The 18,100-nt window shown below is 64.2% G+C and carries 16 protein-coding genes and 1 pseudogene; 12 read left to right on the forward strand and 5 right to left on the reverse strand.

What is annotated here, in order from left to right; translation table 11 throughout:
* Nucleotides 1-48: 48 nt before the first annotated feature.
* Complete coding sequence (locus tag CWO89_RS17505; RefSeq protein ID WP_130580009.1) at nucleotides 49-732, reverse strand: L,D-transpeptidase; 684 nt, start codon at nucleotides 730-732, stop codon at nucleotides 49-51.
* A gap of 293 nt (nucleotides 733-1,025) precedes the next feature.
* On the opposite strand from CWO89_RS17505, the gene CWO89_RS17510 reads away from it, so the two are divergent.
* The 5 genes from CWO89_RS17510 (at nucleotide 1,026) to CWO89_RS17530 (ending at nucleotide 5,651) form a co-directional block, all read left to right on the forward strand.
* The gene (locus tag CWO89_RS17510) at nucleotides 1,026-2,240 is read left to right on the forward strand and encodes an ABC transporter substrate-binding protein (RefSeq protein WP_130580010.1); all 1,215 of its coding nucleotides are present in this window, start codon (nucleotides 1,026-1,028) and stop codon (nucleotides 2,238-2,240) included.
* A gap of 193 nt (nucleotides 2,241-2,433) precedes the next feature.
* Nucleotides 2,434-3,288, forward strand: a complete 855-nt coding sequence (locus tag CWO89_RS17515) for a branched-chain amino acid ABC transporter permease (protein ID WP_130580011.1) — start codon at nucleotides 2,434-2,436, stop codon at nucleotides 3,286-3,288.
* Nucleotides 3,288-4,217, forward strand: a complete 930-nt coding sequence (locus CWO89_RS17520; RefSeq protein ID WP_130580012.1) for a branched-chain amino acid ABC transporter permease — start codon at nucleotides 3,288-3,290, stop codon at nucleotides 4,215-4,217. The genes CWO89_RS17515 and CWO89_RS17520 overlap by 1 nt, the downstream gene beginning before the upstream one ends.
* On the forward strand, nucleotides 4,214-4,957 hold the full coding sequence (locus CWO89_RS17525) for an ABC transporter ATP-binding protein (protein ID WP_130580013.1): 744 nt from the start codon (nucleotides 4,214-4,216) through the stop codon (nucleotides 4,955-4,957). Before CWO89_RS17520 ends, CWO89_RS17525 begins: the two co-directional genes overlap by 4 nt.
* Entirely contained in the window at nucleotides 4,944-5,651 is a 708-nt protein-coding gene (locus CWO89_RS17530; protein WP_130580014.1) for an ABC transporter ATP-binding protein, read from the forward strand. The genes CWO89_RS17525 and CWO89_RS17530 overlap by 14 nt, the downstream gene beginning before the upstream one ends.
* 88 nt (nucleotides 5,652-5,739) lie before the next feature.
* On the opposite strand, the gene CWO89_RS17535 is transcribed toward CWO89_RS17530, so the two are convergent.
* Complete coding sequence (locus CWO89_RS17535; protein WP_130580015.1) at nucleotides 5,740-7,137, reverse strand: TAXI family TRAP transporter solute-binding subunit; 1,398 nt, start codon at nucleotides 7,135-7,137, stop codon at nucleotides 5,740-5,742.
* 135 nt (nucleotides 7,138-7,272) lie between these two features.
* Between CWO89_RS17535 and CWO89_RS17540 the strand changes: the two genes are divergently transcribed.
* From CWO89_RS17540 to CWO89_RS17550, 3 genes are all read left to right on the forward strand, one after another.
* Complete coding sequence (locus CWO89_RS17540; protein ID WP_130580016.1) at nucleotides 7,273-8,328, forward strand: glycosyltransferase family 4 protein; 1,056 nt, start codon at nucleotides 7,273-7,275, stop codon at nucleotides 8,326-8,328.
* A gap of 114 nt (nucleotides 8,329-8,442) precedes the next feature.
* On the forward strand, nucleotides 8,443-9,135 hold the full coding sequence (locus CWO89_RS17545) for a class I SAM-dependent methyltransferase (protein WP_028168106.1): 693 nt from the start codon (nucleotides 8,443-8,445) through the stop codon (nucleotides 9,133-9,135).
* Nucleotides 9,136-9,386: 251 nt separating this feature from the next.
* The gene (locus tag CWO89_RS17550; RefSeq protein WP_130580017.1) at nucleotides 9,387-10,016 is read left to right on the forward strand and encodes a hypothetical protein; all 630 of its coding nucleotides are present in this window, start codon (nucleotides 9,387-9,389) and stop codon (nucleotides 10,014-10,016) included.
* Between the two features lie 227 nt (nucleotides 10,017-10,243).
* On the opposite strand, the gene CWO89_RS17555 is transcribed toward CWO89_RS17550, so the two are convergent.
* Nucleotides 10,244-11,908 (reverse strand): aminotransferase class III-fold pyridoxal phosphate-dependent enzyme, encoded by a 1,665-nt coding sequence (locus tag CWO89_RS17555; protein WP_130580018.1) that lies wholly within the window; start codon nucleotides 11,906-11,908, stop codon nucleotides 10,244-10,246.
* Between the two features lie 34 nt (nucleotides 11,909-11,942).
* On the opposite strand from CWO89_RS17555, the gene asd reads away from it, so the two are divergent.
* Together asd and CWO89_RS17565 are read left to right on the forward strand one after the other, a co-directional pair.
* Entirely contained in the window at nucleotides 11,943-12,812 is an 870-nt protein-coding gene (gene asd / locus CWO89_RS17560) for an archaetidylserine decarboxylase (RefSeq protein WP_130580019.1), read from the forward strand.
* A gap of 188 nt (nucleotides 12,813-13,000) precedes the next feature.
* On the forward strand, nucleotides 13,001-13,720 hold the full coding sequence (locus CWO89_RS17565) for an NUDIX hydrolase (protein WP_130580020.1): 720 nt from the start codon (nucleotides 13,001-13,003) through the stop codon (nucleotides 13,718-13,720).
* 139 nt (nucleotides 13,721-13,859) lie between these two features.
* Here CWO89_RS17565 and CWO89_RS17570 read toward each other — a convergent pair whose 3' ends face one another.
* Together CWO89_RS17570 and CWO89_RS47920 are read right to left on the reverse strand one after the other, a co-directional pair.
* Nucleotides 13,860-15,125 carry a FecR family protein gene (locus CWO89_RS17570; protein WP_130580021.1) on the reverse strand — a complete coding sequence of 422 codons (1,266 nt, stop codon included), beginning with the start codon at nucleotides 15,123-15,125 and terminating at the stop codon, nucleotides 13,860-13,862.
* 183 nt (nucleotides 15,126-15,308) lie between these two features.
* Nucleotides 15,309-15,377 (reverse strand): annotated as a pseudogene (locus CWO89_RS47920) (DUF2147 domain-containing protein); the annotation flags it as partial.
* A 248-nt stretch (nucleotides 15,378-15,625) separates the two neighbouring features.
* On the opposite strand from CWO89_RS47920, the gene CWO89_RS17575 reads away from it, so the two are divergent.
* Both CWO89_RS17575 and CWO89_RS17580 read left to right on the forward strand, forming a co-directional pair.
* Nucleotides 15,626-16,339: a hypothetical protein gene (locus tag CWO89_RS17575; RefSeq protein WP_130580022.1), complete on the forward strand. Its 714-nt coding sequence runs from the start codon at nucleotides 15,626-15,628 to the stop codon at nucleotides 16,337-16,339.
* Between the two features lie 273 nt (nucleotides 16,340-16,612).
* The gene (locus CWO89_RS17580) at nucleotides 16,613-17,845 is read left to right on the forward strand and encodes a branched-chain amino acid ABC transporter substrate-binding protein (protein ID WP_130580023.1); all 1,233 of its coding nucleotides are present in this window, start codon (nucleotides 16,613-16,615) and stop codon (nucleotides 17,843-17,845) included.
* Nucleotides 17,846-18,100: the final 255 nt, after the last annotated feature.

Consider the following 18,100-nt stretch of genomic DNA (forward strand, 5'->3'; position numbering starts at 1 on the left):
CGCCGGGCTCCTGTCCCTGATTATCGTGTCTCACGATAAGGGTGCACTTCACACCGTCGTACCGAGATCGGCGCGGCGGTCGGTCATCGGCAGCACGATCACCCTGGTTCCGACGTTGACCCGGGAATAGAGGTCGATCACGTCTTCGTTGATGAGCCGCAGGCAGCCGGAGGAAACGTGGGTGCCGATCGTCTCCGGGGCATTGGTGCCGTGGATGCGATAGACGGTGCCACCGAGATACATGGCGCGGGCGCCGAGCGGGTTGCCGGGACCGCCGGCCATGTGGCGCGGCAGATAGGGCTGGCGGGCAATCATTTCCGGCGGCGGGGTCCAATCCGGCCATTCCGCCTTCTTGGTGATGGTCTGGACGCCGGACCAGGTGAAGCCGTCGCGGCCGACGCCGATGCCATAGCGCAGCGCCTGGCCGTTCCCGAGCACATAATAGAGATAGGTGTGCGGGGTATCGATGATGATCGTGCCGGGCGCTTCACGCGTCGCGTAATTGACGACCTGGCGGCGCAGGCGCGCGGGCAGTTCGAACCGGCCCTCGCCCTGGGGCGGCGCAGCCTCGACGGAGGGCGGCGGGGCAGCTTCGGTCGGCGGCGTCATGAGGAACGGGAAGAACGGCAGCGGAGCGGCCGAGCTCGATGTGGAAAAACCAATGGTGCCGATCGCCAGCGCGCCCAATGCGGCGGCGGCAAGACGCGAGTTTCGCTTAATGGAATTAAACATTGTCGACCCCTGTCTGACTACACCCTGTGGCGCCGTTTGCGGTGTGGCGCCTCGTTGACGCCATCCAGTACAGGTCAAGCGTTTCGGGACGTTTGCACGAAATCGCCAAAATGGTTTCGTGGGGGTAAGGATTTGTTTCGTTAAGATTTCGTCGCCGCCTTTCGTCGCTGCCCGCGGGTTGCCCAACCTACGTTCTTGACTCGCCGTTTGCGTCGCGGGCAAACTGTTGGTCCAATTAAAAGAAAAACAAACGCATCAGGCAGAAAAGGCCTGTTGTGGCAGGGAGTTTAGAAATGAAGCCATTCTTGAAATGGCTCGCAGCCGCGAGCACTCTCGGTCTCGGTATTTCCGCCCAAACCGCTTTAGCCCAGCAGCCCATCCGTATAGGTGTGCCGACCTCCATCCAGCTCCAGGTCGGGCGCGACACCCAGAATGCAGCGAAGCTGGCGGCCGACGAGATCAACGCCAAGGGCGGCGTGCTCGGCCGCAAGCTTGAGATCGTCGTCGCCGACGAGACCGAGAACCCCGAGCAGGGGATCGCCGCGATCAAGAAGCTCACCGCCGACGACAAGGTGGACGTGCTGATCGGCGGCTACACCTCCGGCGTCACGCTGGCGCAATTGCCGCACATCTCCCGCGCCAAGACCATCTATATCGGCGTCGGCGCTGCATCGCCCGCGATCACCGCGAAGGTGAAGGCCGACTACGACAATTACAGATATATTTTCCGGGCCTTCCCGATCAACGCGGCGCACCAGGCCCGCGCGCTTGTCGACTTCATCAACGGCAAGCTCAAGGACGACATGAAGTTCACCAAGATCGCGATCGTCGGCGAAAACGCGAAATGGGTGCAGGATCTGGTGCCGATCCTCAAGAAGGGCGCGATCGAGGGCGGCTCCGACGTGAAGCTCGCCGAATTCTTCGACACCTCGACCTCGGACTTCTCGCCGCTGTTTGCCAAGGTCAAGGACAGCGGCGCGCAATACCTGATCGTGATCCTGTCGCACGCCTCGTCGGACGTGTTCGTCAAGCAGTGGCATGACGCGCAGGTTCCGATTCCGATCGGCGGCATCGACGTCAAGAGTCAGGACGCCGACTTCTTCACCCGCGTCGGCGGCAAGGCCAACAGCGAAACGGTGGGCATGTTCGCGATCCGTGCGCCGCTGACGCCGAAGACCATTCCGTTCTGGGATGAGTTCGTCAAACGCTACGGCACCGCGCCTGTCTACACCGGCATCGGCGCCTATGACGCGGTCTACGTCTATGCCGACGCGGTTGCCCGCGCCAAGTCGACTGAAGCCGACGCCGTCATCAAGGAGCTCGAGAAGACCGACCATGTCGGCATCGCCGGCAAGCTGGTGTTCGATGAGCTGCATGACGTCAAGACCGGCCCCGGCCTGCAGAATCTGCTGTTCGTGCAGTGGCAGCCGAATGGCGAGCGCGTCGTGGTCTGGCCAAAGGAATCGGCCACCGGCAAGATGATCGCTCCGCCCTGGATGAGCAACTGATCGCGTCTGTTCTCGCTGGTCGATCGGCCCACCTGGTGTGGCCGGTCGACCAGAGCTTCGGTTCTGATTGGATCAGAACCGAAGCCCTGGACCCTTATTTTGACGCGTTTTCTTCACGCGAACCGGTACCCACTTCGCTCGAAAACGCTCTAACGCGGCGACGCGCGCTCTCGCGACCTTCGACAGGGATAGCATGCTTGAAATTCTGATCTATGGCGCGGTGTCGAGCGCGATCTATGCCATGCTCGCGGTCGGCTTTACGCTGATCTTCGGTGTGGCGCGGATTCTCAACCTCGCGCATGGCGCGTTCTACGCGCTCGGCGCCTATGCGGCCTACGTCTTCACCGGCCTGTTGCATTGGCCGTTGTTCATCGCAGCACCGCTCGCGGTGCTTTTCGTCGCGCTGTTCGGCGTGTTGATGGAGCGGTTCCTGGTCCGTCCGCTGCGCTATTCGCAGCTTGCGGTGCTGATGATCACGCTCTCGGTGTCGCTCGCGGTCGAGCAGGGGCTGTTCATCACCTTCGGTTCCGAATACCGCAATGTGCCGTCCTTCGTGGCGGAGAAGATTTCCATCGGCGGCGTGGACATCGGCGGACAGCGTCTGCTCGCACTGATCGCCGGCGTGCTGGTGCTCCTTCTATTGTGGCTGTTCATCCAGCGCACGCGGCTTGGGGCTGCCATCCTCGCGGTGTCGCAGGATCCGGAGGCCGCGCAATATATGGGCATTCCCACCAACCGCATCTTCTCGGTCGTGATGGCGATCTCGGCCGGCACCGCGGCGCTCGCGGGCGTCCTGGTCTCGCCGTTCCTCACGGTGCAGCCGACCATGGGACTGCTGCCGATGGTGAAGGCGTTCGCCATCGTCATCGTCGGCGGGCTCGGATCGATCCCGGGCAGCATCCTGGCCGCGCTCCTGCTCGGCTATTCCGAGACCATCGTCGCCTACCTCATTTCGTCCTCGTGGACCGAATTGGTGTCGCTGGTCGCCGTGGTCACGACATTGATGATCAAGCCGTCCGGATTGCTCGGCCGGCGGGCGGCGTTCTGATGAAGCAGCTTTCCATCATCGATCTGTCCGGCGCCGTCGTCGTTGTGGCGTTGCTGGCGCTTGCGCCGGTGCTGCTCAACAGCAACTATTTCACCGGCGTCCTCACCGTCTGTGTGATCTACGCGATCTGGGCGGCGAGCTGGGACTTCATGTCCGGGCTCACCGGCCGCGAGAATTTCGGGCACTCGCTGTTCATCGGCGCCGGCGCCTATACCGCGGGCTTCCTCGCCACCGCCTGGTACGCCAATCCCTGGTACAGCCTGCCGACGGCGGTGGTGGTCGCGGTCGCCTTCAGCCTGATCGTCGGCTTCCCGACGCTGCGGCTGCGCGGGCCATATTTCGCGCTCGCCATGCTGTCGGCCTCCGCCATCATGCAGCGGCTCTGCCTGATCTTCTGGGAGTATAGCGGCGGCGAGGAAGGGCTCTACGGCCTCGATCCGTTGATCCAGTCGCCGCTGCACTACTACTGGTTCGTGCTGGCGATCCTGGTCGCGGCAGTCGCAATCCTCACCGCGCTGGCGCAATCGCATTGGGGGCTGTTGCTCCGCGCGATCCGCGGCGATGAGGCGACCTGCCAGGCCGCCGGCATCAACGTCACCTTCTACAAGATCGCCTCGCTGACGATCAGCGCGGCCTTCGCCGGCCTCGGCGGCGCGCTCTACGCGCATTACCAGTTGCAGGTCAGCCCGCCGTTGTTCTCCGTCGTGGTGTCGATCACGGTGATCATCATGGTCTATGTCGGCGGCATCGGCTCGATCTATGGGCCGGCGCTTGGCGCAATCATGCTGACGCTGTTGACCGAGCTCCTGCGCTCGTTCGGCGAATACCGGCTATGGGTCTATACGCTGACCTTGATGCTGATCCTGTTCTTCCTGCCCAACGGGCTGATCGCACCGCTATGGCGGCGGCTGACGGAGCGCTTCCGATGAGCGCCATCCTTGAGGTGAAGGACCTCTCCAAGCGCTTCGGCGGCCTCACGGCAACGAAGAACGTCAGCTTCTCGCTCGAGCCAGGCGAGCTCACCGGTATTCTCGGACCGAACGGCGCCGGCAAGACCACGCTGTTCAACCTGCTGACCGGGTTCATCGCCGCTGACACGGGCAGCGTCCTGTTCGAGGGACAGGAGTTGCGGGGATTGGCACCGCACAAGATCGTCAACCGCGGCGTCGCTCGGACCTTCCAGCTTACGCGTCCCTTCCTCGGTATGACGGTGCTGGAGAACGTCGTGGTCGCCTGCTTGTCGCCGCGGGCACGCGAAGCGCACGACAAGGAGGCTCGTGCGCAGGAGCTGCTCGACCAGGTTGGGCTCGGCGTCAAGGCGCGCGAGCCGGTCGAGACGCTGCCCTATGGCGACCTGCGGCGACTGGAGATCGCGCGTGCGCTCGCCACCAAGCCGGACCTCTTGCTGCTCGACGAACCCTTCGCGGGGCTCGGCAGCAGCGAGATCGAGCCGCTGGCGCAACTGATCAAGCGGCTGCATCGCGAGCAGAAGCTGACGATCCTCTTGATCGAGCACAAGCTGCGCGAGTTCATGGCGCTGGTCTCTCGCGTGATCGCGATCGATTTCGGCGAGATCATCGCGATTGCGCCGCCGGCCGAGATCGTGCGCAACCCGCGCGTGATCGAGGCCTATATCGGGAAGACGGAGGCCGCGCATGCCTCTGCTTGAAGTCGCAGATCTCAGCGTCCGCTACGGCAAGGCGCTGGCCGTCGAGCAGGTCAGCGTCACCGTCGACAAGGGCGAGCTGGTCGGCGTGCTCGGCCCGAATGGCGCCGGCAAGACCACGCTGTTGAAAGCAATCTCGCGCGCGATTCAGTCGACCGGCACGCTGAAGTTCAAGGGCGAGACGCTGGAGCGCCTGCCGCCCTACGACGTCGTCGCGCGCGGCATCTGCCACTGCCCCGAGGGTCGGCGATTGTTCCCCGAATTGTCTGTGCTGAAGAATCTGCAGCTCGGCGCCTATCTCAGGAGCAACAAGGCCGAGATCGCCGAAGACCTCGAACGCGTCTTCACGCTGTTCCCGGTCCTGAAGGAACGCCAGCAGCAGCAATCGAGCACGCTGTCGGGTGGCGAGCAGCAGATGGTGGCGATCGGCCGCGCCATGATGGGCCGCCCCGAATTGCTGCTGCTCGACGAGCCCTCGGTCGGCATCGCGCCGCGGCTGAAGGGTCTGATCTTCGACGCCATCGAGAAGATCAGGAAGGACGGCACCGCGATCCTGATCGTCGAGCAGGACGCCACCGCGACCTTGCGCATCGCCGACCGCGTCTACGTGCTCGAGCACGGCCGCACCGTCCGTGAAGGCCGCGCGAAGGATTTGGCGGGCGACGAATATATCAGGCAGGTGTATCTCGGCGTTTGAGTCCGTAGCCCGGGTGAAGCGCAGCGTAACCGGGACCGCTCGTAAATGCGGATGCAGGCGTCCCGGGTTGCGCTGCGCTCCACCCGGGCTACGGCATCGCTCGCATTCGCGGCGCGTCCGGCGGCGCGATGCCGAGCATGGCGCGGCGGTCGGCGACGGCGTGATGGAGCTGGTCGAGCGCGAGCCCGATCGCGGAGAGGTCGCCTTCCTCGATCGCGCCGTCGTCGTAGCAGTCGAGCGCCTCGCGCAGTACGCCATCGGCCTCGCCCTGCATCTTCTCGAGCGCTTCCGGCGTCTCCCCCTGCCGCACCTTGGTGATCAATTCGAGCAGGCTGTCGCGATGATTCAGATAGCGATCGCGCTCGTCGCGGCGCCAGGCATGCCGCAGCCAGGCGCCGACCGATCCCAGGCCTGACAGGCCCAGGATCGCGAACCAGATGTAGTCGCTGTATTTGTCCATGAAGGTGCGCTCGGTGCCGTCGATATAGGCGGCTGCACCCGGATGCGCCGGCAGTGCTGCGTCCTTGTCGGTGTCGGGCTTCTCGATGTTCGCGGCCGCCGGCACGTCGCGCGCGAGCTGCTGGCGCACGTTGAAGAGCTGGCGGACGAAAGCGCCGATCGCGGTGTCCGAGAATGAATGCAGCGCGATGATGAGATGGTCGACGCTGACGGTCTCGACCTTGTCGTCGGGCCAGGCCGGCGAGGATGAAAAGATGCTTCCCGCGATCTCGGCCGATTCATAGAGCGGGTGCTTCGCGGCGATTGCCTCGGAAACGTCGATCGGCAGGAACTTCGGCTGGCCGCGTGCGGCCGCCGTCGCGGCGATTGCGCCCGCGGTGATCTTGCTGTCGAGCGGGCCGACCGCCATGTAGGCGTCGAGCGTCATATCGCGCGCCATTTCGGCGGTCTGGTTGATGGCGAATTGCGTCACCGCGACCTTGTCCGGATTGACGCCGGACTCGCGCAGGATCACGCGCAGCAGCGTGACATTGGCATCCGTCCGTCCGATCACGCCGACGCGATGGCCGTCGAGATCGTCGAGGCTCTTGATCTTTGGCGTCGGCGGTCGCCTCGATCCCTTCGCGCGCAGGCCGGAAGGCGCCCACAGCACCACGACATTCTTGCGCAGGATCGCGACCGCATCGGCGTTGGCGGGCAGATTGAGGTCGGCGCGCGCCACCGCCATGTCCGCTTTCGAGCTGGTCAATGCCGCGATGCTTTCCGCGGCGTTCTCCGTCACTACCGTCGACAGGCGCACCGGGCTCTGATCGCGGGCGAAGGTCTGCGCCAGCGCCTGGATCAGCTTCTGGTCGTCGCTGCCGGGAGGGGCGACCGCGATCGTCAGGGTAACGGGCCGCACGAAATAATAGAGCGTGCTGGCGGCAACGCCGAACAGGAGGAGGCCGGCCGCGAGGATCAGCAGCGAATAGTTTTTTCGCTTCCGCCGCGGGCGCTTTGGAGCCGAATCTTCGCGCGTCTCTGACATCGTTCTGTCATGTTAGCCGAAAAAGCGTGTGAGCTGCCCGAAAAACCTTCCTTACAGATCGATGACGTCATACGCCTGAAATATCAATGTCAGAACTTCTGACCCGAAGAATCATTAACGCTTCGGGTTTTCGAGATGCGGATATTAGTTGCAACCGACGCCTGGCATCCGCAGGTCAATGGCGTGGTGCGCACGCTGACGTCACTGCAGCGTAGCGCGGCAGGGCTCGGCGCCGAGATCACTTTCCTGACACCGGAAGGGTTTCCGTCCGTGGGCGTGCCGACCTATCCGGGGCTGCGCATGGCGCTGCCGAACCGGCGCGAGATCGCACGGCGGATCGAGTCGGCCGAGCCGGAGGCGATCCATATCGCGACCGAAGGCCCGATCGGCTGGGCGGTGCGCGGTTATTGCCTGCGCCACAAGCTCGCTTTCACGACCTCCTACACGACGCGCTTTCCGGAATATGTGTCGGTCCGCACGGGGCTCCCGGCCAGCGTCGGCTACTGGCTCCTGCGCCGCTTCCATGCGGCTGGCGCCATGACGATGGTGGCCACCGTCTCGCTCCGCCAGGAGCTGGCCGAGCGCGGTTTTCGCAAGCTCGGCTTCTGGACGCGCGGCGTCGATACCGAATTGTTCAATCCCGATCATCCGGCCAAGCTCGATCTGCCACGGCCGATCTTCATGGCCATGGGCCGCGTGGCGGTGGAGAAGAATCTCGAAGCGTTCCTGTCGCTGGATCTGCCGGGTACCAAGGTCGTGGTCGGCGACGGCCCGCAGCGAGCGGAACTCGAGCGCAAATATCCGAACGTCGTCTTCCTCGGCGAGAAGACCGGGCAGGACCTCACCTCGCATCTCGCTGCAGCCGACGTGTTCGTGTTCCCGAGTCTCACCGACACCTTCGGCGTGGTTCAGCTTGAAGCGCTGGCTTGCGGCACGCCGGTCGCGGCGTTTCCGGTCACCGGCCCGAAGGACGTGATATCGGATCATCCGATCGGCGCCATCGATGACGATCTGCGCAGCGCGTGCCTGCGTGCGCTCACGATGTCGCGAGAGGCGTGCCGGAACTTCGCGCTGCAGCGTTCCTGGGAGAACAGTGCGCGGCAATTCATCGGCAATCTCTCGGCGTTGCAGCCGAGCAGGGTGTTGCGTCCGGCCCGGCGCGTCGCCGGCCGGAGCGCGGTGCAAGGTTAATCGAAGCATGATCCGGAAAAGTGGGAACCGGTTTTCCGAAGAGATCATGCTTAAACAAGAGGAGAGAGCGGGATGAAGAGTCACCCCGCTCTAGAACTAGAAGGCGTATCTTCGATGGCAGACAACATCATCAAACTCGACGGAAGCAGCCAGTTGGATTTTGATCGCGAGACGGTCGAGCAGGCTTATGACCGCTGGGCTCCGGTCTACGATCTCGTGTTCGGCGGCGTGTTCAAGAAGGGCCGGGCCGCGGCGATCCAGGCCACCAACAAGATTGGCGGCCGTGTGCTCGAGGTCGGTGTCGGCACCGGCATTTCGCTGCCGCTTTACGCGCCGCATGTCCGCATTTTCGGTACCGATATTTCGGAAGCGATGCTCGACAAGGCGAAGAAGCGCGTTGCCGAGCTCGGCCTGAAGAATATCGAGGGGCTCGCGGTGATGGACGCCGAGAAGCTCGAATTCCCCGACAACTCGTTCGACGTGGTGATGGCGCAATATGTCGTCACCGCCGTGCCGAATCCGGAAGCGGCGCTCGATGAATTCGCACGCGTGCTGCGCCCGGGCGGTGAGCTCATCATCCTGACCCGCGTCAGCGCCGATGCCGGCGTGCGCCGCTTCATCGAGCAGAAGCTGCAGCCGGTCGTGCGTCCGCTCGGCTTCCGCACCGCCGAGTTCGCCTGGTCGCGCTACACCAAGTGGCTTGCCGGCGCCAAGGGCGTGGAGCTGGCGGAGCGCCGCCTGATCCCGCCGCTCGGCCATTTCTCGCTGGTCCGCTTCCGCAAGGCTGAGGTGGCTAAAGCCGCGTAGGCTTGCCCGACCCTCATGGTGAGGAGGCACGCAGCGCCGTCTCGAACCATGAGGCCCCCGCTGGTGGCCTCATCCTTCGAGACGCGCGTTCCGCGCTCCTCAGGATGAGGGGATAGGGTCTCACACCCGTTGCTCCGTTGGCTCCGTTGCGTCACCGCGTCGCTGCACACTGTCATATGTCATTATGATGATGTCACACGCCGTACATCGAATCTCTGTAAGCACGTCCCGAAATCCTCTTGGGGGAAAGAATGTTCAAGAATTTTCTGCAGGAACTGCGTACCCAGCGCTGGGATGACCACCGCTACTATCATCACAGCCGAATCAATCAGAGCCTGCACTTCGTCAGCGCCCTGAGCTTCCTGTTCGCCTATGTGATGCTGTTCTTCGATCCGGCGATCTCGGCGCTGGTCGGCTGGCTGGTCTCGATGACCTCGCGCCAGGCCGGTCACTTCTTCTTCGAGCCGCGGGGTTACGACCACATCAATCAGGCCACCCATGAGCACAAGGAAGAGATCAAGGTCGGCTACAACCTGCAGCGCAAGGTCGTGCTGATGGCGATCTGGGCCCTGTCGCCGCTGGTGCTCTTCGCCGATCCAACCCTGTTCGGCCTGTTCACGCCCTGGGAGACGGTGTTCGACTTCACCCGTCAGGTCGCCAAGATCTGGCTCGCGGTCGGCATCGGCGGACTGCTCTTCCGCACCGTGCACCTGTTCTTCATCCGCGATATCGAGACCGGTCTCGTCTGGATGACCAAGATCATCACCGACCCCTTCCACGACCTGATGCTCTATCACAAGGCGCCGCTCGCGCTCCTGAAGGGCGAGCTGATCGATCCCGGCCTCCACCTGGCCGGCGAGTTGGAAGAGAAGCACGCCTGAGCGCCTGCTGCCGACAACAAATTGACTTTGCTGTGTTCACTTACGTCATGCCCGGGCTCGTCCCGGGCATCCTTGTCTCAGGCCCTGTCACTGGCACCGTCATTCCGGGGCGCGCGCAGCGCGAACCCGGAATCCATCTGGCGGCAGGCGCAGGCGGCGCAATGGATTCCGGGCTCGATGCTTTCGCATCGCCCCGGAATGACAAGAGATGGGGGAGAGAAAGGCGCCTAGCGCCCGAACTTCCTGGCGAGCATCTCCTTGAGAATCTGCCGCTTGATGTCCTTGTTGGTGACGCCGGGCTTCTGCCACCACCAGCCGTCGCGCTTCATCTTCTCGCCGGCGGCGACGAAGCGGTCGGCGACTTCGGTGAAGTCGGCGTCGCTGGTGTTCAGGCCGAAGATCAGACGCCCGGTGCCGACCCAGCTCAGCGCCAGCCCTTCGGCCCGCAGGTAGTATTGCAGCATCCAATTGTAGCGGGACGGCTCGGTATAATGGACCATCCAGATCGACGAGAGATTGGAGACGCGGACCGGGAGCTCTGCTGCGGTCAGCCGGTCGTTGAGCTGCTTGGCGCGGGCGTTCCAGGTCTCGTCCAGCCCATTGTAGACCGAACGAAAATTCGGGCTGGCGAGCCGGCTCAGGAACTCGTCCATCGCCGTCATCACGTAGGGGTGCGAATTGAAGGTGCCGCGGGCGAAGCAGATGTCGGCGGGCTTGTCGTCGCGGAAGCGCCGCATCAAATCCTTGCGGCCGCAGACCACGCCGATCGGCAGGCCGCCGGCAAGGCTCTTGCCGTAGGTCACCATGTCGGCGCGCACGCCGAAATATTCCTGGGCGCCCCCGGCGGCGATACGGAAGCCGACGAACACCTCGTCGAAGATCAGCACGATGCCGCGCTCGGTGCAGACCTCGCGCAGCTTCTTCAGCCATTCGGCATAGGCGGCGCGGTCGTACCTGCCACTGCGGGAGCTGTCGACGAGGGCGGAATCGCCGGGCGCGTTGGAATTCGGATGCAGCGCCTGCAATGGATTGACGAGCACGCAGGCGATGTCGCGCCGCGTGCGCAACACGTGCAGGGTCTTTTCCGACATGTCGGCCAGCGTATAGGTCTCGTGCGGCGAGACCGGATTGCCGACGCCGGGCTGCACGTCACCCCACCAGCCGTGATAGGAGCCGGCGAAGCGGACGAGATGCGTGCGGCGGGTGTGGTAGCGCGCCAGCCGCACCGCCTGCATCACCGCTTCCGTGCCGGACATATGGAACGAGACCTCGTCGAGGCCCGAGATCGCGCAGAGCCGTTTGACGTTGTCGATGATCACAGGATGGTAGGGGCCGAGCACCGGGCCGAGCGCATGCGCGCGCTTCTCACCCTCGGCGATGCATTCCTTGTAGAAGTCATTGCCGAAGATGTTGACGCCGTAGGAGCCGGTGAGGTCGTAGGACACGTTGCCGTCGACATCGGTGACGGTGACGCCCGAGGACGACTGCACGAAGGAGCTGGTGTTGAGATGCTCGCGCACCAGCCGGCTGAACTGGAACGGCACCCGGTAGCTCTCGGTGAACTGCAGGTCGGAGATGTGCTGGGCGGCCTCCGCCGTCATCTGCCGTCCCTTGGCATAGCGCTGGGCGTAGAGGCCGGCGAGGCGGAAGAAGCCGTCCTGCCGCTGCATCGCAATCTCGCGCGGCGCGCCGTCGACCGCGAAGAATTTGTCGATATCGAATTCGTAGTGGGGCACCAGCCGCGCGACCATCTTGGACATTTTGGAATGTCCGGTCAGCGAGCGATGCTTGGCGCGCGACAGCGCCAGGCGGGCCTGAATTTTGGGGAAAGCTGCGGCGGCGCCGGCAATCGCGGCGGCGGACAGCGAGAGAATCGGAAGGGATGTTTCCATGCCAGAAGCGCTAACGTCGCCAGCTAACAGATTCATGACAGTCCGAGGCCTGATTTCGTCGATAACCCAGCAGGAAGACCTGAATTTCCTGCTGACCAACCGCATCCCCCGGGCGGCCGTGACCCGCTTCATGGGCTGGTTCTCCAAGATCGAGAACCCGGTGGTGCGCGACCTCTCGATCGCCTGCTGGCGGCTGTTCTCCGACCTCGATTTGTCGGAGGCCAAGAAGACCGAATTCAAGAGCCTGCACGACTGTTTCACGCGGGAGCTGCGGCCCGGGCTGCGTCCGTTCGATTCCGACCCCGCCGTCATCGCCAGCCCGTCGGACGCCATCATCGGCGCGCATGGACGGATCGAGGACACCAAGCTGTTCCAGATCAAGGGCGCGCCCTATGCGCTCCTCGACCTGCTCGGCGACCCCGCTTTGGTCGAGCAGCACCGCAACGGCCGCTTCGTCACCTTGCGGCTGACCTCGAGCATGTATCACCGGTTCCATGCGCCCGCAGATTGCCGGATCGAGAAGGTCACCTTCATCCATGGCGACGTCTGGAACGTCAACCCGATCGCGCTGAAGCGGGTCGAGCGCCTGTTCTGCAAGAACGAGCGCGCGGTGCTTGAGGCCCGCCTCTCTACCGGCGAGCCGCTGACGCTGGTGCCGGTCGCCGCGATCCTGGTCGCGAGCATCCGCCTGCATTTCCTCGATCGCACGCTGAATGCGCAGACCAAGGGCCCCGTCACGTTCCCCTGCGATGCCAGCGCGCACAAGGGCGACGAGCTCGGCTGGTTCGAGCACGGCTCCACTATCATCGTGCTCGCCCCCGATCATTTCGAATTTTGCGATAACGTTACCGACGGCGCCCGCATCCGCGCCGGCGAACCGCTGCTCAGAAAACCTTCGGCGTAGATGAGCGCAGGCTGCTCCCCTCGTCATTGCGAGCGGAGCGAAGCAATCCATGCCGCCGCTCGCGGAAACGTGGATTGCTTCGTCGCTGTCGCTCCTCGCAATGACGGAGAATCCAATCTCGATTTTGCCGCCGGAAGCTCCTATATGCTGCCGACACGATTCGGCATTCGGGCAATTCGGGAGCAGAGATGGCACGGGCGCCTGTTCTGGCGGCGGGAGGCATTGTGCTGCGGCGGCAAGCGACGCCGCTGATCGCGGTCGTGCGCCTGCGCAAGCGGAACGAATGGGTGCTGCCCAAAGGCAAGCTCGACGACGGCGAGACGCCGCGCGCGGCCGCCGAGCGCGAGGTGCTGGAAGAGACCGGGCACGAGGTATCCGTGCATGAATTCCTAGGCACGCTGGTCTACGATTCCGGCGGCCGTTACAAGGTCGTGCACTACTGGCGCATGGAAGCGGGCGACGAGCAGGCCTACGAATTGATGTATGACATCAAGGCGGTCGACTGGCTGCCGCTCGACGAAGCTCTCGAGCGGCTGTCGCGCGATCATGAGCGCGCGTTCCTCGAGAATGTCGGTCCGATCGCGCTGAAGGCTGCAGCCCTCAGCGGAGCCTCGCGGCAAAAGGCGGTCAAGCCGGCAACGCGGCGGCCGCGTCGTACGGTCACGCCGCCGCCTTCGGTCAGCGAACCGACAACTGCGCCCGAGCCCGCGCAGCTCGATGCGCCCATCGCGCAGGAGGAGCCGCTGTCTACCACCGAGGCGGCGGAGCCTGCGCTCTCACCTTCCGCGCCGGAGGCCGAGCTCCCGCCGTCATTTGCGCCTGATATCGAGCCCGTCGTCATCGAAGCCCACCGTCCGCGCAGGAATTTCATCGATCGCGTCAGGGACTGGCTCCGCCGCGCCGCCTGAGCGCGCAAAAACTCTCTCTACACGAACTGTGCCGTAGCCCGGGTGGAGCGACAGCGTAACCCGGGGCCGCTCGTACGTTGACGCAGATGGCCCGGGTTACGCGTTCGCTTCACCCGGGCTACGAGTTCCGAGCGGAATTTCAATCGCCGCGCCGTTCTCTCCTGCCGTCCCTCAACGGAAATTGTCGTCGCGGTTGCACCGCTGGGCGGTTCAGCAATCCAGGGCGTTGCACGCCGGGTGCTCCCTGCCTGAATCCACCGCGCTGCGGTTGTCCCTCGCGGATCGACGGCGGTTGCCCAACTCGCTGCGGCGCGCGTGACGGCTGTCCCCCCTGCTGCGGAGCTCCTTGCTGTCCGCTACGCGGCAAAATGGCGCCGCCGGGCTGACCGGGCAGTACGTGCTGGTCGCCGCGCGACGGCCGCGCCTGCTGCGGCGAGCCCGGTCGCTGCTGCAAGCCCTGCCGGCCAGGCCCTGCGGGTTGCTGCTGGCCCGGCAACATGTTCTGCCGCTGCGGACCCGGCCGGAACGGCTGGCCGCGGTTCGGATAGGGTACGCCGGGATTGGCGCGGCGGAACGCGCGCTGCTCGTTGACGAGTTGCCGCCCGAAATTCTGCGTGGTCTGGAGCTGGCGAACGAAGCCGCGGTCGCGCTGGATCTGCAGCGCCGACATCGTCAGCGGCACCGCGGCGAAGCGCGCTCCGCCGAGCCCGTCCGGCCGGATCGTGAAACCGCTGGCGCCGCGCGTCAGCGTGCCGAGTTGCGCACCGCCGCGGTCATTGATCTCGATCCGGCCAACGCGGCCGTCGGCGTCCGGATAGAGTTTGATGGCGACGTTGTTGGACGTCGCGGTCGCGCCCTCGGGCACCTCGACCAGGCCGGTGGTGCCGCGAATGCCGAGCGTCGCGGTCGGCGTCGATATCCGCATGTCGCCGGTCTTGGCGACGCCAGCGGCAACGAAGGCGAGCGTGCCCTTGGCGACGTCGAACATCCCGGCATTCTGCTTGCCGCCTTCGTCATAGACATAGCGGTCGATCGTGATCCTGGCGCTCGCCGACAGCTTGAACGTCGTGGCATCGTTGAAGGTGATGCCGAGCGTCGACTTGGCCTGTGTCTCCACGACGTCGCCGGCAAAGATGTCGTCCCTGATCTGCAGTGCCGTTGTCGCGTTATTGCGCGTGACGCTGGCGCTGCCGGTGAGATCGGCGACATTGCCGATCGGCTCGGCGGCGGGGTGCTGCGCATCTGCCGCCGGCGCGGCAGGAGCCTGTGTTGCCGGCGCCAGCGCAGGAGCAGGGACGGGCTGCGTCTGCGCGAGCTGCGTCGAATCGGCTGGCGTGTGCACCGTGCCGCCCAACAACAAGCCGATCGCAAACAGGAGTGCGAGAGAAAACCGGTGCGGCGTCACAAGAGATTCCCGGAGAGACCACAGGCGAGGGCAGCGATATCAGCCGCGCGGGGCTGAACGCCGGATGAATGGGAGCGCCATCTCTCAGCCGTCATTGCGAGCGCAGCAAAGCAATCCATGCTTCCACATGCGCGGAGGGATGGATTGCGTCGCTGCGCTCGCAATGACGATGGAGACAGTCTCTCAGCTCACGCGCTTCCAGGTCTGGCCGCCGCAGAACATGCCGCCGAAGGCGCAGCCCTGGACGCGCAGACTCGTTCTCGTTTTCGGGCGGCGGCCATTCGATCCACCCTGCGTTACCTCTCTCCGGACTCTCGCATTCACTGCCGCGGATTTCATTACCGACAATTCATGTTCGGCATGCCCTGCGCATGGCAGGCCTCACGCCTCGCCATCTTCCGTCCGGTTCCGGCTGTGGCAGTATGCCGCGGATTTCCGGATCCGCGCAGCCTCGTCGCACGCCGAACCAGCGACAGCGCACATAACGATAATCAAGAAAAGTGCCCGATACTGATCTCTCCCAGACACTGACCTTCCGCTGCCCCGCGGAATTGGAGGGCGTGTTGCCGCCGCCGATCCGGGCCGCACTTGGGCTGCCGGACTGGCTGAAGACGATGCCGGCACAGGCATTCAACGCGCTCAACCTGCGCGAAGAGAACACCGTCAAGCGCTGTCCGCCCTTTGTCGATGCCATGACGTCCGGGTTCCTGATCCCGCTGATGTGCGATCTCAGATTCGAGAACGGCGAGATCACCTGGGACAACGAGCTCCCACCGGGCGGCTCGGTCAGCTTCGTGCGTTCGCCGATCGGATTTCATGATGCAAGCCAGGTGACCGGTACGCCCTTGTTCGAGGCCGATCGCTTCCTGATCAAATTCCACAATCTCTGGACGATCGAAGCGCCTGAGGGCTATGCGGTGCTGTTCACGCATCCGTTCAATCGCCCCGACCTGCCGTTCACCACGCTGACGGGCGTCGTCGATTGCGACCGCTATCACGACAACTGGATTCACTTTCCCGCTTACTGGCACGACGTGAATTTTCGCGGCGTGCTGCCAAAGGGCACGCCGATCGCGCAATGCATTCCGGTGAAGCGCGAGAACTGGACGGTGCGCACCCTGCCGTTCACCGCAGAAGAGACGCAGCGGGCGCACGACCTTACCACCCGCATCGATCGCGAACCCGGCCTCTACCGACGTCAGTTTCGCGCGTGAGTTAGACTGGGGGCACGCGCCTGGACCGCTGCCGCTGACGTAAATCAGATCACGGTGGCGCGGCGCTCGCATCTAGCGATTGCGAGGTCAGGGCACGCGAACTACCGATAGAGCTACGCCATTTAGATCCCTCGTGAGCCATTCTGCCCGCGGTACCGGAATCTGGCCGGCGCCGGACTTGTCAACGTGGGATCAATCTGCTCAGTATGGCCGAAATTGTGCTGCGCAGCAGACGCCGGCACCAGAGTAGACACGCAAGCGAGGAAACGAAAAATGCTCAAAATAACGAGGGTCATCGCCCTGGCCCTGCCGATGCTCAGTGGTGCTGCCTACGCGCAGGAGACCGTCAAGATCGGCTACATCGATCCTCTCTCCGGAGGCGGCGCCAGCGTCGGCGAAGGCGGGCTGAAGACGTTCCAGTATCTGGCCGATGAGCTGAACGCCAAGGGCGGTATTCTCGGCCACAAGGTCGAGATCATACCGCTCGACAACAAGACCAATCCGCAGGAAAGCCTGATCCAGGCCCAGAAGGCGATTGATGCAGGCGCCCATTACATCACCCAGGGCAACGGCTCCTCGGTCGGCGCGGCGTTGGCGGACTTCGTTACCAAGCACAACACGCGCAACCCCGGCAAGGAAGTGCTCTACTTCAACTATGCCGCGGTCGATCCGAGCCTGACCAACGAGAAGTGCAGCTTCTGGCACTTCCGCTGGGATGCCAACTCCGACATCAAGATGGAAGCGCTGACCAACTACATGAAGGGCAATGCAGCCATCAAGAAAGTCTACCTGATCAACCAGGACTATTCGTTCGGCCAGTCGGTACGGACCCAGGCGCGCAAGATGCTGGGAGAGAAGCGGCCCGATGTCCAGGTCGTCGGCGACGAGCTGCACCCGCTGCTCAAGGTCACCGACTTCTCGCCCTATATCGCCAAGATCAAGGCGTCGGGCGCCGATAGCGTGGTGACCGGCAATTGGGGACAGGATTTCGCGCTGCTGCTCAAGGCGGCCGCCGATGCCGGGCTCAAGGTCAACTGGTACACCTACTATGCTGGTGGCGCCGGCGGCCCGACCGCGATCAAGCAGACCAATCTCGATCATCAGGTGTTCCAGATCAGCGAAGGCATCCCGAACTCGGACAACAAGGAAGCGATGGAGTTCGAGAAGGCGTTCCGTGCCAAGGTCGGCCTGTCGCTCTGGTATCCGCGCGCGGTGAACGAGATGCGCATGTTCAAGGCCGCCGCCGAAAAAGCCAACTCGATCGATCCGGTGAAGGTCGCCGCCGCGCTCGAGGACCTGAAGTTCGACGTGCTCGATGGCGGCAGCGGCGTGATGCGCAAGGACGACCATCAGTTCTTCCAGCCGATCTACATCTCCTCATTCGGCACCCGCAGCGAGAGGGAGCCGTTCGACGAGGAGAACACCGGCTGGGGCTGGCGGCTGGTGGCAAAGATCGACACGCCACAGACCGTGCTGCCGACCACTTGCAAGATGACGCGGCCATGATGCGCGCGGCGTCCGTCCCGCCCCGGATCATCCGGAACGGGGGGACGTTTGCGTCGCCGGCTTGCTGCGAAATGCATCTGCGGGACCGCTGCGCTCCCTCTCCCGCTTGCGGGGGAGGGCTGGGGTGGGGGTATCTCCGCGATTCACACTGTCCGACCGTGGGGAGAGAGCCTCCACCCGGCGCTGGCGCCATAGCAGAAGCTTTGCTTCGACGTCCTTCTAAGAACGGCCGCCTGAAGGCGGCCTACGCCTCCC

It is taken from the genome of Bradyrhizobium sp. Leo170 (genome assembly GCF_004296405.1).
GTDB lineage: Bacteria > Pseudomonadota > Alphaproteobacteria > Rhizobiales > Xanthobacteraceae > Bradyrhizobium.

Excerpts from the sequence above, each read along its gene's own strand:
- CWO89_RS17505 (WP_130580009.1), bottom strand. The coding sequence starts at position 732 with ATGTTTAATTCCATTAAGCGAAACTCGCGTCTTGCCGCCGCCGCATTG.
- CWO89_RS17510 (WP_130580010.1), top strand. The coding sequence starts at position 1,026 with ATGAAGCCATTCTTGAAATGGCTCGCAGCCGCGAGCACTCTCGGTCTC.
- CWO89_RS17515 (WP_130580011.1), top strand. The coding sequence starts at position 2,434 with ATGCTTGAAATTCTGATCTATGGCGCGGTGTCGAGCGCGATCTATGCC.
- CWO89_RS17520 (WP_130580012.1), top strand. The coding sequence starts at position 3,288 with ATGAAGCAGCTTTCCATCATCGATCTGTCCGGCGCCGTCGTCGTTGTG.
- CWO89_RS17525 (WP_130580013.1), top strand. The coding sequence starts at position 4,214 with ATGAGCGCCATCCTTGAGGTGAAGGACCTCTCCAAGCGCTTCGGCGGC.
- CWO89_RS17530 (WP_130580014.1), top strand. The coding sequence starts at position 4,944 with ATGCCTCTGCTTGAAGTCGCAGATCTCAGCGTCCGCTACGGCAAGGCG.
- CWO89_RS17535 (WP_130580015.1), bottom strand. The coding sequence starts at position 7,137 with ATGTCAGAGACGCGCGAAGATTCGGCTCCAAAGCGCCCGCGGCGGAAG.
- CWO89_RS17540 (WP_130580016.1), top strand. The coding sequence starts at position 7,273 with ATGCGGATATTAGTTGCAACCGACGCCTGGCATCCGCAGGTCAATGGC.
- CWO89_RS17545 (WP_028168106.1), top strand. The coding sequence starts at position 8,443 with ATGGCAGACAACATCATCAAACTCGACGGAAGCAGCCAGTTGGATTTT.
- CWO89_RS17550 (WP_130580017.1), top strand. The coding sequence starts at position 9,387 with ATGTTCAAGAATTTTCTGCAGGAACTGCGTACCCAGCGCTGGGATGAC.
- CWO89_RS17555 (WP_130580018.1), bottom strand. The coding sequence starts at position 11,908 with ATGGAAACATCCCTTCCGATTCTCTCGCTGTCCGCCGCCGCGATTGCC.
- asd (WP_130580019.1), top strand. The coding sequence starts at position 11,943 with ATGACAGTCCGAGGCCTGATTTCGTCGATAACCCAGCAGGAAGACCTG.
- CWO89_RS17565 (WP_130580020.1), top strand. The coding sequence starts at position 13,001 with ATGGCACGGGCGCCTGTTCTGGCGGCGGGAGGCATTGTGCTGCGGCGG.
- CWO89_RS17580 (WP_130580023.1), top strand. The coding sequence starts at position 16,613 with ATGCTCAAAATAACGAGGGTCATCGCCCTGGCCCTGCCGATGCTCAGT.